Here is a 14899-nt window from a genome sequence, read left to right as displayed (position 1 = left end):
ATCGTTACGAAAACAACAGCGACTTGATCACGACGGGCACGACGCCCGGCGGATTGATGAATTCGCCGAGATCGACGAAATCGAGTTCCTTCAGCTGCACGCCATCGATCGAGATCAGATGCGGCCCGATCTTCAGCTCGCGGTCGAGGATGCGGCCGATCGTCTGGCCGATATCGCCATCGATGACGAGCACCAGCAATTCGTCGCGATGCCCCTCGGGCGCCGCAAACATCTTGATCGCCTTGGCGAGCTCCAGGAGCCGCAGATAGTCAGGCAGGCCGGTGAAGGTGAAGGCCAGCGCCAACGGCGCGGCAATCATGCTGTCCCGCCGCTCCGCCCCTGCGGCAAAGGCCCTGGCGATCGCTTCGGCATCGACATGTTCAGGCACCGCATGGCCGAGATGCACGACCGGGATGTTGTGCGACGGCAGGCCGCGATCGCCGGTGCGGTACATCGTCTTGCCGCTGACCTGCACGGTAAACTGCGAGGCGCCGATGACGGTGGCGCGGATACGCTGCCCGGCATCGACAATCGGCATATCGATCCTCGGCGTCAGCTGCGCGATGATCTCCTTGGCCAGCATCTGGGCGATATCGCCATGATCAGCGGTCTCGTACTCGAAGATATATTCCGAGACGCCGCCCGAGAAAGTGACGTAGTCAGGCCGGAAGCTGCGGTCCAGCGGCTCGGTCAGCTGCAGCTTCTCGCCGAGCGCATCGAGCGGCGCGCCGAGGATCTGGTCGACGGCAGCGGCCGCCAATCTCTTGGCGATCGCCAGTCGTACTTCCGGATCAGCAAGCGTTTCCGGATCAGTTGAGAAGCCAAGTTCGGCGGCGACGATCGAGGCCGATTCATCGACACGGGTCCAGGCGCCCGTCTTGTCCTGCGCTATCAGACGCCCGCCGACGGCGAAGGCCGCGACGTCGATGATCTCACCCTTGCTGATCAGCGCCAGCTTCGTCGTGCCGCCACCGATATCGACATGCAGCCCGCAGGCATTGCGCTTCTTCGAGAGTTCCGTGGCGCCGGAGCCATGGGCCGCCAGCATGCATTCGAGCTTGTGGCCCGCGGTCGCACAGACGAAGCGGCCGGATTCGCTGGCGAAGATCTCGTCGATCGCCCGCGCATTCTTCCGCTTGATCGCCTCGCCGGTGAGGATCACCGCGCCGGTATCGATATGGCTGCGCTTATAGCCCGCATCCTCGTAGCAATGAGCGAAAAAATGCCTGAGCTCATGCGCGTCGATCGTCCCGTCAGGCAGGAATGGTGTCAGCAGGATCGGCGAGCGCCAGACGACCTGGCGGTCAATCACCTGGAAGCGACTGGAGAGTTCCTCCGTCTCGCGGCGCATGACGACGCGGGCGAAGAGCAGGTGCGAGGTCGAGCTGCCGATATCGATGCCGACGGTCAGAAGCTCGACGGTTTCCTGCTGCCACAGCCAGTCGGAAATCGCCCGGCGCTCGTCGTCCGAGAGATCGCCATGTTCGTGATCGAAATCGAGATCGTGCACTTACTCTATTCCCTGTGCATGCCTGCGCGAGGAGGCCGGCGGACCTGCCGCCGGCGCGCCTCTGATCAGCTGGCCGGACCGGCGAGGATCGGGGTCTTGATGACGCCGGTGAGGCTGTCCTTGTCGAGCGCCATGATAGCCGCCTCGTCGAAGATGTCACCCATGGCCGAGGGGACGCCCGTCTTCTGCAGTTCCTCGAGGAACTTTCGATGGACGCGCGGATCCTGATCCTCGTATTCGATCTGGCGGCCGCCATCCTTGACCGAGGTCGCCCCACCGCCTTCCGCGCTCTTGCGGCGCAACGAGATGAACGGGTAGCGGCGGCTGCCGAGCGAGCAGGCAACGTAGCGCGCCGGCTGGTCACAGGTGTTGAAGTGCTGGTGGTACATCCAGAACGGCGGCGTATACATGTAGCCGTGACGCCACGGGATTTCCTTGAACTCCGACTCCCCTTCATACCACATCAGCGAATAGCCCTCGCCATCGACGGCATGAACGTGCGTGCCCGCCGCATGGCGATGCGCCTTCTTGTAGCGTCCGACCGGCATCTGCGAGACATGCGAGTGCATGGTGCCGTCGGCCAGCACGAAGTTGACGTTCAGCGAACCCTTGCCGCGGCCGTCGAACTCGTAAAGCTTGAAGCTCGTCAGGTCGTGGACGAAGTTGGTTTCCCAGACGTTCTGCACCTTGCGGGCCGACTCAGCGCCGTAGCTGTAGAGCACACCCTCGCCCTCGAAATGCTTGGCGCCGCCGATGCGGTCGTCGAAGTCGAAGTCGTTCTCGAAGACGAATTTCAGATTGTGGTAGAGGTTGATCGTCAGCGGCGCATGGTTGGTGCAGGACAGCCGCACCGTTTCCTGACCGGAGCCGTTGTGGAACTGGTACTGGCAGTTCAGCGGTATCGCAAACAGCGCCTTCGGACCCCATTCGAAGGTCCGCGTCTCGCCATTCGGCAGCCAGACGGTGGTCGAGCCGTAGCCTGAGAGCACATAGAAGAAGGCCTCGTAGAGATGCTTGACCGGCCGCGTCTTCTTGCCCGGCAGAACTTCGATGACATAGTTTGCCATGAAGTCGCCCATGCCCTGGGTATGCGCAAAGCAGCCACGGGCGTCATAGCGATCCCAGGTGCCGGTTTCGAGCGCCAGGAGGTCGTGGCCGAGATCGAAATGAATCGGAATCCCCTCGCCCTTCGACCAGTCGCCATAGGGATCGACCAGGAATTTCGAATTGCCGGGATCCTTGACGGCAACAGGATCGGCGACGGCTGGATTTTCACTGACGGACATAATCTCACTCTCGATGTCTTGTTTCGGTTTCACCACTGGAGCCGTCAGATGACGGAGCGGCGGTTCAGCACATTTCCGGAGGGGGCTCCGGGCGCATGCGCGGGCGCGAATTCATGGACGGCAGGCGTCAGGCAACGCCCCCTTCGGCTTGTGTCATCGGCCGCACGGTCTTGCCGAGGTAGCTCGCCTCCTCGCCATAAAGAAGGCCCTTCACGTCGTCGGCTTTCAGCGACTTGATGATCTGGTCCACCTGACCGGCGAGCGGCAGCATCAGCCCTGCCTTCTGGGCGAGCTCCAGCGTCACATCCATGTCCTTCTCCTGCCAGGTGAAGCGCGTCGAATCCCACCGGGCGAGCGTGCCGTTGGTGCCGGGGCAGAGCAGCAGGATTTCGCGCATGCGCTGGGCGTCGATGCCGTAGCGCTTGGCGATCAGCAGCGTCTCGTAATTGGCGACGCAATGGACCCAGTGCAGCAGATTGTTGCAGGACTTGGCGATCTGGCCCGATCCGAGCGGCCCGACGCGCACGACATCGCGGCTATAGCACATCATCACCGGGCGGATGCGTTCGACATCCTCCTCGCAGCCGCCGCAGAGCGAAAGCAGCGTGCCGGAGCGCGCGCCCGATGCCCCATAGACGACCGGTGCATCGACGAGGCCAATGCCCTTTTCTCTCAGCTTCGGGCCAAGCTTCTGCATCGTCTCCGGGCTGACTGTCGCCGCCACAGCGATGATCGATCCCTTCGCAGCACTTGCCGACAGCGTTTCGCAGACATCGATGACCTGCTGATCGGTGGCAACGACGAGGATGAACACCTCGGCTTCGGAGAGTTCCGCGAGATCGCCAGCCGGTTTGATGCCCTTCTCGGCAGCCGCGGCAAGCCGTTCGGCATTGACGTCAAAGCCGGAAACCTCATGCCCGCCGTCGAGCATGTGGCCTGCCATTGCAAGCCCCATCTCTCCCGTACCGACCACTGCTACCTTCATGCCTGTCTCCCAAATGCCTGCTGCGCCGAGGCGCTTATCCTTCGTGCTGTGTCACAACGTCGATCAGCGCCGGAATGCCGTTCTTGACCTGGGCGATCGCCCGCTCCAGCGCGGCACCAATATCATCGGCGTCCTCGATGGGTCCCTCGGCATACCAGCCGAGACCGCGGGCGAGCGTTGCGAAATCGGGTGCCGGATCGAAGAGATCCATGCCGATATGGGCGCGCTCGACGGGGGTACCGCGCTGGCGGGCCACGGTGATCTGATGGTCCCAGTCATTGTAGTAGGCGCGGTTGTTGTGCATGACGCAGAGGAACGGCACTTTGTGCTTGGCGGCGAACCACAGCGCCCCGACATCGAACATCAGGTCGCCATCCGTCTGGCAATCGACGACGAGACGGCCGGTGCCCTTGTGGGCGAGCGCAATCCCGGTCGCCATGCCGATCTGCGTGCCTGTGCCGAGCGCCTTGCCCGGCCAGCGGTATGGCTTGTCGAAATCCCAGAGTTTCAGCGCCCAGTCTTCAAAGGCATTGGTGGTCAGCACCCAGTCTTCATGCTGGATCTTGTCCCAGACTTCGGTTGCCAGACGGCCGAGCGAGACGGGCTTGGAATCCCAGCCGTCGCGCGACTCCTCGCGCCACTTGGCGCGCTGCGCTTTGTGCATTTCGCCAACCGCAGCGGCGCGCTCGGCGATCCGCTTTGCAAGTGCGCCATTATCCTTGACGCGATCCTTGATCAGCGTCGTCAGCGCCGGAATGGCCAGCGCCGTATCGGCGAGCACCCGCTGCGCCGTCTCGGGGAAGCGCTGATAATCCGTCGCCCACTTGGAAATCTCGATGTCGGCAAAGCCGATATCCAGCCAATCGCAGCCCTTCGGGAACAACGGCTTCAGCGTGCGGTTGATGCGGTCGTTGACATGCGTCGGACGCTCCCAGTCGCGGCAGTCGAGCAGCGTGATCAGGTCGGCCTGTTTGAAGACGTCTTTGCTCATGCGCATGTCGAGCGGATGCTCGGTCGGGAAATTCAGGCGCCACTGCGTATCGACGACAGGCGCGCCGAGCGCTTCGGCAAGTCCGACCATATCGCTATAGCCATTCTTGTCGCGGCCGACGAACTGCGGCACGAGCACCGGCCATTCGGCGGAAACCAGACGATCGGCAGCTTCTTCCAGCGCCTTCGGATCCGGCGCGATGCGGCTCGGCACCTTTGCGGATTTCGGCGAAGGCAGCGCGATCGGCTCCTCCAACGGCGCCTCCTGCAGCCCGGCGTCGTAACACATGTAGATCGGGCCGCGCGGCTCGGTCATCATGATCGAATAAGCGCGGGCGAAGCTGTCGACCACGCCGTCGATACCACCCGGCTGATAGTCCCATTTCACGTAATCGCGGACCTGGTTGCCCTGCACATTGGCAGTATGCGCCCAGTCGACGCGAGGACGGCGCTTGCCCTCGTCCATCGGGCCGGTGGCGCCGATCAGGAAGACCGGAGCGCGGTCGGTATAGGCGTAATAAACGCCCATGGTGGAATGCAGGAGGCCGACCACGTTGTGGACGATGACCGCCAGCGGCTCGCCCGTCACCTTGGCGTAGCCATGGGCGATCTGCACGGCGATCTTCTCGTGCTGGCAGATCAGCATCGGCGGATTGTTGCCGTTGTGATTGACCAGCGAGTCATGCAGGCCACGATAGCTGGCGCCGGGATTGAGCGTGATGAACGGAAAGCCGTATTGCTTGATCAGATCAGCAATGACATCCGACTGCCATGCAGAGGGTACGCCTTCCTTCTGCGCCGCCTCGCCCAGCGCGGCGTTCGTCACCTTGTTATCCATGCTGTGCCTGCCTTCCCGAGACCGCATTGAAAAGAGGCGGGCGGCGGAACTGCCGCCCGGCCATTCGCTCAAGAGACGATCAGTCCTCCTTGAGCGACTCCTTCAGGAAGCTGACGACTTCAGGCGTCTGGTTCATGGCGCCCTTAACGAGGCTGCCGACGTCGTCGCCGATCTTCGGATCGACGGGAACGCCGATCTCCTTGGCCTTGGCGAGGAATTCCGGATCAGACGTGGCAGCCTGATAGGCATCACGCAGCGCCTTCAGCCGGTCGGCCGGAATGTCGGACGGACCTGCGGTCAGGCGGGAGATGTCACTCTGCGATTCCACCAGCGCGATAACGCGCTTGGCATCGTCATTGTTGACGAGCGAGGCGAGTTGCGGAATGTCGGTTTCCGAACCACCGATCTGGGCGATCAGCTTGCCGTTGCCTGCATCGACGAAGGGCTGGAATGTCGAGCGCGAGCCGATGATGCCCTGGACCTCGCCGCGGCGCATGGCGAGCTGGTCGTCGCTGCCGTTATAACCGGAGACGACCTCGATCTTCAGGCCGAGCGCCTTGACCAGCATCGTCGTCTCGATCGTCGAGGCCGAGCCGACACCCGCGGAAGCGAACTTGATCGGCTCCTTCAGATTGGCGAGATCCTCGTAGCTGTTGATGCCTGAGTCCTTGGACACGACGATGACGCGCGGGTCCGAGGATACCTTGCCGATCCAGGACATCTGGGCGAGATCGAACTTGATGCCCGGGTTTCCGGCAAGCTGGCCGTAGATCAGGCCGGTATTGAAGGTGCCGAAGGTCAGACCGTCGGGATCGGACGCATAGATGAAGTTGGCGCCGATCAGGTGGCCCGCACCCGGCATGTTCTGAACCACGAAGGTCGAGCCCGGCAGATGCTTCTGCATGAACTGTGCGACAAGCCGGCCGTTGGTGTCGTAGCCGCCGCCAGGCGCGGTGGCGACGATATAGTTGACCGTCTTTCCGTTGAAGAAGTCAGGGCCTTCCTGTGCAAAGGCCGATCCCGTGACCAGCGCCAGGCCGGCGCCCAGGCCAATCGCTGCCATGCGGATTGAGTTGATGTTCATATGCTTCCCTCCCAGTGAGCGTTATGATGTCGTTTAGGCGTGCTGTGTCTGAACCGTTGGCGACCCATCTCCTCGGCAATCGCCGCCCGGCATGTCTTCCTCGTGCGCGAACGGCTTTGCCGGTCGCATTCTCGAAATCCCCGCAATCCGGACCCTGCTAGACCGCGCCAAATCCGAAAGCGTGCATTGCCCAGCGGGTCACGAAGCCCGGATGCAGCTCGATACCGAGCAGGCGTCCGAACATCAGGTAGAGAGCGAGCGTTGCGGCGATCGCCAGTGCCAGCGCGAACTTCCAGCTTGCCTCGCCCTGCCTGCGCAGGAACGTCAGCAGCATGATCGGTACGCTGACGTAGAAGCCGAACAGGATGATGCCGGTGACGAAGCTGACGAGGTAGACCCACATGATGGCTTCCTGCCGCGCCGTGTGCGGGCCGAACTCGGGCAGTTCCTCTTCCTGCTGACCGCTCTCCGGAGCGCTCGCCGCAGCAATCTGCTGTCCGAGCGAGGCCGCGGCCGGAGCCGAGGGCGAGCGGAAGAGATCGAGGCCGAGCTGTACCAGACAGAGCAGGATCCCGGGGATGCCGACGACCAGCGGCATAAAGCGTGCCTTTGCCGGGTAATCGAACGACAGCGCCACCATGGTGGTAAAGATCGCGAGCATCACGAAGGTCAGCGCAGTGCTGAAGCTGATGGTCTTCAAGGTCATGGGCTGACCTCCAGGTTGCGCCGGCGGGCCGCCGGGCGGAAGTTGCGGTAGAAGGCGTAGGCCATCAGCGAGACGATCATCGCGATCAGTACCAGCGACAGCGGCCGCAGGAAGAAGCTGTAGCCCCAGAGCTGCAGTGCCTGATTGAGCGAGGCTTCCGCCTTGCCGCCGAGCACCAGGCCGATGACGAAGGGCGCACGCGGCCAGTCGGCACGCAGGAAGCCGTAACCGATGGCACTGAACACCACGAGGACGATCAGGTTCTGCCACTGGAAGTCGCTGACGAAGCAGCCGAGTGTCACGAAGACCAGGATGAACGGCACGAGCATGCGCCCATTGACGAAGGTCAGAACCGCGACCCAGCGACAGATGACGAGCAGGATCGCCACGGCGATGAGGTTGCCGACGACCAGAGCCCAGATCAACGTCCAGACGAGGTCGAGATGCTTGGTCACCATCAGCGCACCCGGCTGGATGCCGAGGATCAGGAAGGCGCCGAGCAGGACGGCCATGCCGGAGGAACCGGGGATGCCGAAGAACAGGGTCGGAAGCAGCGAGCCGCCTTCCTTGCCGTTGCTGGCGGTCTCCGGCGCGATGACGCCTTCGATCGCACCCTTGCCGAAACGTTCCGGATGCTTGGAGCTCTGGACGGCGTGGCCGTAGCAGAGCCAGGCCGCCGTCGAGCCGCCGAGACCGGGGATCATGCCGATGATCGCGCCGATGACCGACGTTCTGAGCACCAGCCACCAGTGGCGCGGTACTTCACGAACGCCTGACAGCAGCTGGCGATAGGAGAAGCCCGTATCCATCGGCACCGCCGAGATCGAGCCGCCCTTAGTGCTGAGCGAGATCATTTCCGGCACGGCGAACATCGCAAGCACGGCGGTCACCAGGCTGACGCCGTCCCACAGGAACAGGAAGTCGCCGGAATAGCGGGGCGTGCCGGTGATCGGGTCCATGCCGACGGTCGACAGCATCAGGCCGTAGAAGCCGACGATCAGACCCTTGACGATGCGGCTGCCGCTCGAAAGGAAGGCGATGAAGCTGATGCCGAGCAGCGCGATCAGGAAGAATTCCGCCGGGCTGAACATCAGGATGACGGGTTCGAGGATCGGGATCATGATCGCGAAGACCACGGCGCCGATGATGCCGCCGACACCCGATGCTGTGATGCTGGCGCCAAGTGCCCTTGCCGCCTGCCCCTGTTTTGCAAGAGGATAGCCATCCAGCGTCGTTGCCGCGTCATCACCGTCGCCGGGGATGCCGAACATGATGCTGGATATCTGGCCGCTGGTGCCGTTGACGGCGTGCATGGTCAGCAGGAACACCGCTCCCGCCACCATATCCATGCCGTAGACGAAGGGGATGGCCATGGCGATCGACAGCTTGCCGCCGATCCCGGGGGTGACACCGACCAGCAGTCCGAAGACCACGGCGATCAGCATCAGGCCCATGATATGGGGCGAGCTAACGAGGTTGAACAGCGCCCCGAACATAGTCTCAATCATTGCAGCTTTACTCCTCCCGTCAGCGGCGACCGAAAGATCTCCGCTGCTCCGCCGCACACTCCCCCAGAGTGCGGTTTATCCTCACCCGGCGCCTTAAAGACCCGGCCTCTGAGGATCATTAGGACCCCTGGCCGAAACTTTGTCCAAAGCAAAAATTTATGCTTAGTCCATCACTTTTCTTGCGGGCTGGCAATAGGCATTCCGTAGAGGGGTACAGCGTTCCGTTTAGCGGAACAACATTTAAGTTATTGTTTAAAAACGATTTTATTCGAGAATATGGCCGATTTTCACATATTGCAACGGCAACAAAAGGCTTCGTGTAGCGATTTCCTGTTGAGCGGCAAGAGCCGCGGATAACGCATCTTTTTGCCAGCTTAAAAGCCTCATCCTGCTGTGAAAACCACAGGCGAACGCCGCTCACGGTAAGTTTTCCTTACTGTGCGGCTAAGCCGAAATGGCGTGGACTTCGCCCGATGGCACGGCGCATCCTTGACTGCCGCCACCCGGGATTCCGGACAGGGCAGCCATTCAAGGGAGGCCGATTTGGACAAGCCGGTAGAAGCTCATCTGCGCGAACAGGAGAAGGTGCCGCTCTCCGATCTGCTGATCTCGTTCCTGCGCTTGGGCGCCTCGTCCTTCGGCGGTGGCGTCTCCGGCTGGACCCACCGGGAGATCGTCGAGCGCCGCGGCTGGCTCGACGAGGACAATTTCCTGAAGACGCTGACCATCGCCCAGATCTTGCCCGGCGCCAATCCGGTCAATCTCGCCGTCTATATCGGCCTGAAGCTGCGCGGCTGGACGGGCGCGGTGCTTGCCTTCACCGGCATGCTGGCGCCCGCCTTCACCGTCATCCTGATCATGAGTTTCTTCTATGAACAGATAAACGGCTACGAGGCGGCCCATACCGTGCTGCGCGGACTTGCCTGCGTCGGCATCGCCTCGTCGCTGACCATGGGCATCAAGACCGGCAAGCGGCTGCGCCGGCACGCCGTGCCGATCCTCATCGCCGTCGCCGTCTTCATCACCGTCGGCGTGCTGCGCTGGCCGCTGGTCCCGGTCGTTGCCGTCAGCATTCCCCTGAGCATCGTCGCCGCCTTCTTCGTCAAGGAGAAGAAAAATGGATGACGCCAAGCTCCTCAATCTCGTGCTGCTCTGCATACCCCTGTCGCTCGTCTCCTTTGGCGGCGGCCAGTCGATCATCGCCGGACTGCAGCACCAGACGGTCGACGTGCTCGGCATGCTGACGCCGCGCGCCTTCACCGATTTCTACGCTATCTCCCGCGCCGCCCCCGGTCCCGGCACGCTGATTCTGGCCCTGATCGGCTGGCATCTCGACGGCCTCACCGGCGCGCTGGTCGCGACGCTGGCGATCTTCCTGCCCTCCTCGCTGCTCGTCTGCATCTGCGGCAGCATCTGGCACAAGCATCGCGCCTCGCCCTGGATCATCGCCGCCGAACGCGGCCTGGCACCGGTTGCCGCCGGGCTGATCTTCGCCGGCGGCTACACCGTCGCCCAATCGGCGCATCTGAACTGGATCGAAGCAGGCACCGTCGCAACCGCGATCGCCCTGCTGCTCTTCACCAAGATCGGCCCCTACCCGATCCTCGCCACAGCGGCAGCCGGCTACTACCTGCTGAGCCTCGGCGGCTACGCCTGAAACCACCCATCTGAAAAATCGCCCGAACCGGAATTGACCGGCGGGCGTTTCGCGGTATTATTTTAAATCAGAACATCGTTCCATATAAAGGAACAATCGATCCGGGAGGGTTCGATGCCGGAAAAGCTTCAGCTGCGCACGGCGCTGGGAAAACACGCACACGTCAAGCCGCTCGTCGATGGCCGCGTCTCGTCCACGCGCCTCGATTTCGATTTCCGCGACTACGAGCCGTTGCCCAAGGGCTTCCGCGCCATGGTCCGTGGCGATGAGCTCGACGTCTCGGAACTGGCTGTCGTCACCCATCTGCTGGCGCATCACTATCGCAAGCCGCTGACCGGCATCGCCATTCCGCTCTGGAGCCGCCTGCCCCACGCCAACCTCGTCTGTCCCACCGGTTCCAGCATCCGCGAGCCGAAGGATCTCAACGGCACGACGGTCGGCGTGCGCGCCTATGCCCAAACCTCGGGCGTCTGGGTGCGCGGCATCGTCAAGGACGACTACGGCGTCGATCTGAACAGCATCACCTGGCTGACGATGGAAGACGCCCATCTCAGCGAATATACCGACCCCGAGAACACGGTGCGCAACACCAAGCCGACAGGCCTGCGCGACCTGATGATGGCAGGGGAGCTCTCGGCGATCATGGGCGAACGCACCGTCGATCCCTCCGGCATCCGCACCGTCGTCCCTGATGGCGACAAGGCGGCCGAAGCCTGGATCGCCCGCACCGGCATCGTCCCGATCAACCATGTGCTGACCGTCCGCAACGATCTGCTCGCCGAACACAGCTGGCTGGCGGGAGAGCTGATGGAGCTCTTCGAGGAAGCCCGGCGCGTCTCGATTGCCGAGGACGGCGCGACCCCGCCGCCGGCCTATGGCCTCGAGGAAAACCGCCGCTCGCTGCAGCTTGCTTTCGATTATTCCGCCGACCAGCGGATCACGCCACGGCGCTACGAGGTCGATGAACTGTTCGTCCGCATCTGAGGACGCCGGATCATCGCTCATCGATGGCGCAAGGAGGATTGCCCCATGATCATCGACATTCACGGACATTACACCACCGAGCCGCAGGCACTTCACCAGTTCCGCGACAAGCAGCTTGCCGGTCTCGCCGACGCCATGCGCCGCCCGCAGAGCACCGATCTCGGCATCTCCGACGACATGCTGCGTGAATCCGTCGCCCCGCAGCTGAAGTTCCAGCAGGAGCGCGGCAGCGACCTGACGATCTTCTCGCCCCGCGCCGCCGGCATGGCCCATCACGTCGGCACCGAAGCGGTGAGTATTCAGTGGTCATCGATGTCCAACGACCTGATCCACCGCATCTGCAAGCTTCTGCCCGACAATTTCGCCGCCGTCGGCCAGCTGCCGCAGCATCCGGGCGCACCGCCGAAGAACTGCATTCCCGAGCTGAAGCGCATCGTCGAGGAACTCGATTTCGTCGGCGTCAACCTGAACCCGGATCCGTCGGGCGGCTACTGGACCGACCCGCCGCTGACCGACAGGCAGTGGTACCCGCTCTACGAGACGCTCTGCGATCTCGACGTGCCCGCGATGATCCACGTCTCGTCCTCCTGCAATGCCTGCTTCCACCATACCGGCGCGCATTACATCAACGGCGACACGACGGCCTTCATGCAGCTGCTGCAGGGCGATCTGTTCAAGGATTTCCCGACACTGAAATTCGTCATCCCGCATGGCGGCGGCGCGGTGCCTTTCCACTGGGGCCGCTATCGCGGTCTGGCGCAGGAAATGAAGAAGCCGTTGCTGACGGAGCATCTGCTGAAAAACGTCTTCTTCGACACCTGCGTCTATCACTATCCGGGGATCGAGCTGATGTCGAAGGTGATCCCGGTCGACAACATCCTCTTCGCCTCCGAAATGCTCGGCGCCGTCAAGGGCATCGATCCGGAAACCGGCCATCACTACGACGATACCAAGCGCTATATCGACCAGCTCGGCGAGCTCGACGAAATGAGCCGTTACAAGATTTTCGAGGGCAACGCCCGCCACGTCTATCCGCGTCTCGACGCCCAGCTGTCGCGCCGCGGCCGTCCGGGCCTGCCGCTATGAAGGCGGCAAGCTCAGCAGCAGGAAAGATCGCCGCTTTCGGTGATGATGGCATTCTTCATCCAGTAGGGCGGCAGGTCTTCGATCGTCACCTCGGCAACCGGCTTGAATGCCTTGAAGGCATGCCGGGTCTTCGGCGCCGTCCAGAAAGTCACGATCGTTTCGATCGGCGGACAGCCCGGCAGGCCGCAGGCGACTTCCGCCACCATGACCGCGACGTCGTCGTCGAGGCTGAAACGCTCGCGCGTCCAGTCCTTGACGCGGCGGACGGCATCGATCTTTCCGGCGTTGCGGCTTGCGGTCTTCAGCATGGTTTCCGGCTGGGTTTTGCGGCGCCGAACGGGCGTCTTTCTGAACGCAACATAGGGCGCGCCGGCGCCGGTTGTCAAAATGGTTTGTCGAAACTGCGGACCATCCGCGCGGCATCTGAGCCGCCGGTCGATCGTCCGATCCAAGGGAGTGAAGCATGACTGAGAAGGTTCTCGCCGCGGTCCGCACCGGACCGAGCATCATGGATTTCCGCGAATTTCCGATGCCTGACGTCCCCGAGGACGCCGCCCTTCTGAAGATGGAAGTGGCCGGCATCTGCGGCACCGACGTCAAGCTCTTCAAGACGCCGCCGAACAATGCGCCGACGATCATGGGCCATGAAAACATCGGCTACATCGCCAAGGCCGGTCGCGAGTTCACCCGCCGCAAGGGCTTCAAGGAAGGCGACCTCGTCTTCGTCGAGCACTATGTCATGTGCGGCAAGTGCCAGTGGTGCCATCAGGGCCAGTACCGCCATTGCGAAAACACCGACTGGCGCAACAACCCCGAGAGCATCCGCTACGGCTACACCTCAGCCGAGCGCGCGCCGCATCTCTGGGGCGGCTTCGCGCAATATGTCTATCTGCCCTGGAATGCCGTCGTCCACCGCGTTCCCAAAGGCGTGACGCCGGAGCTTGCCGGCCTTGTCACCCCGATGGCGAACGGCGTGGAATGGTCGCTCTTCGACAGCAATGTCGGCTATAACTCGACCGTCCTCATCCAGGGACCGGGCCAGCAGGGTCTGTCGCAGACGGTGATCTGCAAGCAGGCCGGCGCCTCGCTGATCATCGTCACCGGGACGACCAAGGACACGGCGCGCCTCGAAGTCGCCAAACAGCTCGGGGCCGACTACGTCATCGACGTCCAGAAGGAAGATCCGCTCGCCCGCATCATGGAAATCACCGGCGGCAAGGGCGTCGATATCTCGCTCGACTGTACCGCAGGCGCCGGCACCATCCCGATCCTGCTCGGCGTCGAAGCCTTGGTCAGAAAAGCGGGCACCATCCTCGTCCAGGGCGAGATGAAGGAATTCCCGAACTTCCCGCTGGAGAAGGTCACCACCAAGGCGATCACCATCAAGAGCGCCCGCGGCCACAGCTACCGGGCCTGCGAACTGGCGCTGGAGCAGATCGCCTCCAACCGCTTCCCGTTGGAAAAGATCACCACCCACAAATTCGGCCTGAAGGACGCGGCACTTGCCATCGAGTCAGTTGGCGGCAAGGGTGTGCCCGATGTCATCCACGCATCACTGATGCCCTGGGAATAAGGAGAGCCTCATGACCATCGGTTTCAGGATCGTCCCGCGCACTCAAAAGGTCGATGCAGCCACCATCGAGAAGTTCCGGACCATCCCGGTCGCCAATATCAGCGATGTGATGTCGCGCATGACGGCGGGTGGCCCCGGCCTTCGCCCGATGCACGCCTCCGGCCAGATGTCGGGCGCCGCCTTCACGGTGAAGACCCGGCCCGGCGACAATCTGATGATCCACAAGGCGCTGCTGATGGCCGGCCCCGGCGACGTCATCGTCGTCGATGCCGGGGGCGATCTCACCAATGCGCTTGTCGGCGAGATGATGCTTTCGCATGCCATGCAGATCGGCGTGACAGGCGTCGTCATCAACGGCGCGGTGCGCGACTACGGATGGATCAAGGCCGGGACCTTCCCTGTCTTTGCCGCCGGCATCACCCATCGCGGTCCCTACAAGGACGGCCCCGGCGAGATCAACGTGCCGATCGCCTTCGGCGGCATGGTGATCAATCCCGGCGACCTGATGATCGGCGATGACGACGGCCTGCTCTGCGTACCCTACGGCATCACCGAGGAAATCTACACGCAGGCCAAGGCTAAGAACGAGGCGGAAGCCAGAACCGTGGCCAACACCATGGCCGGCAAGCTCGACCCGAAAGTCTGGGTCGACGAAAGCCTTCGCAAGCTCGGTTGCGAAGGCCTGTAAGACA

The 14899-nt window shown here is 62.8% G+C and carries 14 protein-coding genes; 6 read left to right on the top strand and 8 right to left on the bottom strand.

Features of this window, described 5'->3' with window-relative positions; translation table 11 throughout:
- Positions 1-4: 4 nt before the first annotated feature.
- The 7 genes from AB4Z25_RS00205 to AB4Z25_RS00175 form a co-directional block, all read right to left on the bottom strand.
- Entirely contained in the window at positions 5-1510 is a 1506-nt protein-coding gene (locus tag AB4Z25_RS00205; RefSeq protein ID WP_112540633.1) for an ethanolamine ammonia-lyase reactivating factor EutA, read from the bottom strand.
- 65 nt (positions 1511-1575) lie between these two features.
- Positions 1576-2796, bottom strand: a complete 1221-nt coding sequence (locus AB4Z25_RS00200; RefSeq protein ID WP_442207791.1) for a hypothetical protein — start codon at positions 2794-2796, stop codon at positions 1576-1578.
- 127 nt (positions 2797-2923) lie between these two features.
- Positions 2924-3781 carry an NAD(P)-dependent oxidoreductase gene (locus AB4Z25_RS00195; RefSeq protein ID WP_112540632.1) on the bottom strand — a complete coding sequence of 286 codons (858 nt, stop codon included), beginning with the start codon at positions 3779-3781 and terminating at the stop codon, positions 2924-2926.
- 34 nt (positions 3782-3815) lie between these two features.
- A complete protein-coding gene (locus AB4Z25_RS00190) occupies positions 3816-5609 on the bottom strand; it encodes a thiamine pyrophosphate-binding protein (protein WP_112540631.1) in 1794 nt (597 codons plus the stop codon).
- Positions 5610-5688: 79 nt separating this feature from the next.
- Positions 5689-6693: a tripartite tricarboxylate transporter substrate-binding protein gene (locus AB4Z25_RS00185; protein ID WP_112390213.1), complete on the bottom strand. Its 1005-nt coding sequence runs from the start codon at positions 6691-6693 to the stop codon at positions 5689-5691.
- A 157-nt stretch (positions 6694-6850) separates the two neighbouring features.
- Positions 6851-7399, bottom strand: coding sequence for a tripartite tricarboxylate transporter TctB family protein (locus AB4Z25_RS00180; RefSeq protein ID WP_112540630.1), 549 nt, complete (start codon positions 7397-7399; stop codon positions 6851-6853).
- Entirely contained in the window at positions 7396-8907 is a 1512-nt protein-coding gene (locus AB4Z25_RS00175) for a tripartite tricarboxylate transporter permease (RefSeq protein ID WP_112390211.1), read from the bottom strand. Before AB4Z25_RS00175 ends, AB4Z25_RS00180 begins: the two co-directional genes overlap by 4 nt.
- 543 nt (positions 8908-9450) lie before the next feature.
- On the opposite strand from AB4Z25_RS00175, the gene AB4Z25_RS00170 reads away from it, so the two are divergent.
- The 4 genes from AB4Z25_RS00170 (at position 9451) to AB4Z25_RS00155 (ending at position 12634) form a co-directional block, all read left to right on the top strand.
- Positions 9451-10032: a chromate transporter gene (locus AB4Z25_RS00170; protein WP_162698839.1), complete on the top strand. Its 582-nt coding sequence runs from the start codon at positions 9451-9453 to the stop codon at positions 10030-10032.
- The gene (locus AB4Z25_RS00165; RefSeq protein WP_112390209.1) at positions 10025-10564 is read left to right on the top strand and encodes a chromate transporter; all 540 of its coding nucleotides are present in this window, start codon (positions 10025-10027) and stop codon (positions 10562-10564) included. Before AB4Z25_RS00170 ends, AB4Z25_RS00165 begins: the two co-directional genes overlap by 8 nt.
- A gap of 114 nt (positions 10565-10678) precedes the next feature.
- Positions 10679-11548 (top strand): phosphate ABC transporter substrate-binding protein, encoded by an 870-nt coding sequence (locus tag AB4Z25_RS00160; protein WP_112540628.1) that lies wholly within the window; start codon positions 10679-10681, stop codon positions 11546-11548.
- 45 nt (positions 11549-11593) lie between these two features.
- On the top strand, positions 11594-12634 hold the full coding sequence (locus tag AB4Z25_RS00155) for an amidohydrolase family protein (protein WP_112540627.1): 1041 nt from the start codon (positions 11594-11596) through the stop codon (positions 12632-12634).
- A gap of 11 nt (positions 12635-12645) precedes the next feature.
- Here the strand turns inward: AB4Z25_RS00155 and AB4Z25_RS00150 are convergent, their stop codons facing one another.
- A complete protein-coding gene (locus tag AB4Z25_RS00150; RefSeq protein ID WP_112540701.1) occupies positions 12646-12942 on the bottom strand; it encodes a hypothetical protein in 297 nt (98 codons plus the stop codon).
- A 155-nt stretch (positions 12943-13097) separates the two neighbouring features.
- Between AB4Z25_RS00150 and AB4Z25_RS00145 the strand changes: the two genes are divergently transcribed.
- Together AB4Z25_RS00145 and AB4Z25_RS00140 are read left to right on the top strand one after the other, a co-directional pair.
- A complete protein-coding gene (locus tag AB4Z25_RS00145; protein ID WP_112540626.1) occupies positions 13098-14207 on the top strand; it encodes a zinc-dependent alcohol dehydrogenase in 1110 nt (369 codons plus the stop codon).
- Positions 14208-14217: 10 nt separating this feature from the next.
- Positions 14218-14895 carry an RraA family protein gene (locus AB4Z25_RS00140; RefSeq protein ID WP_112540625.1) on the top strand — a complete coding sequence of 226 codons (678 nt, stop codon included), beginning with the start codon at positions 14218-14220 and terminating at the stop codon, positions 14893-14895.
- Positions 14896-14899: the final 4 nt, after the last annotated feature.

The sequence above is a fragment of the Rhizobium sp. RAF36 genome (genome assembly GCF_052114105.1).
Lineage (GTDB): Bacteria > Pseudomonadota > Alphaproteobacteria > Rhizobiales > Rhizobiaceae > Rhizobium.
This window is presented reverse-complemented; position numbering and strand designations above follow the sequence as displayed.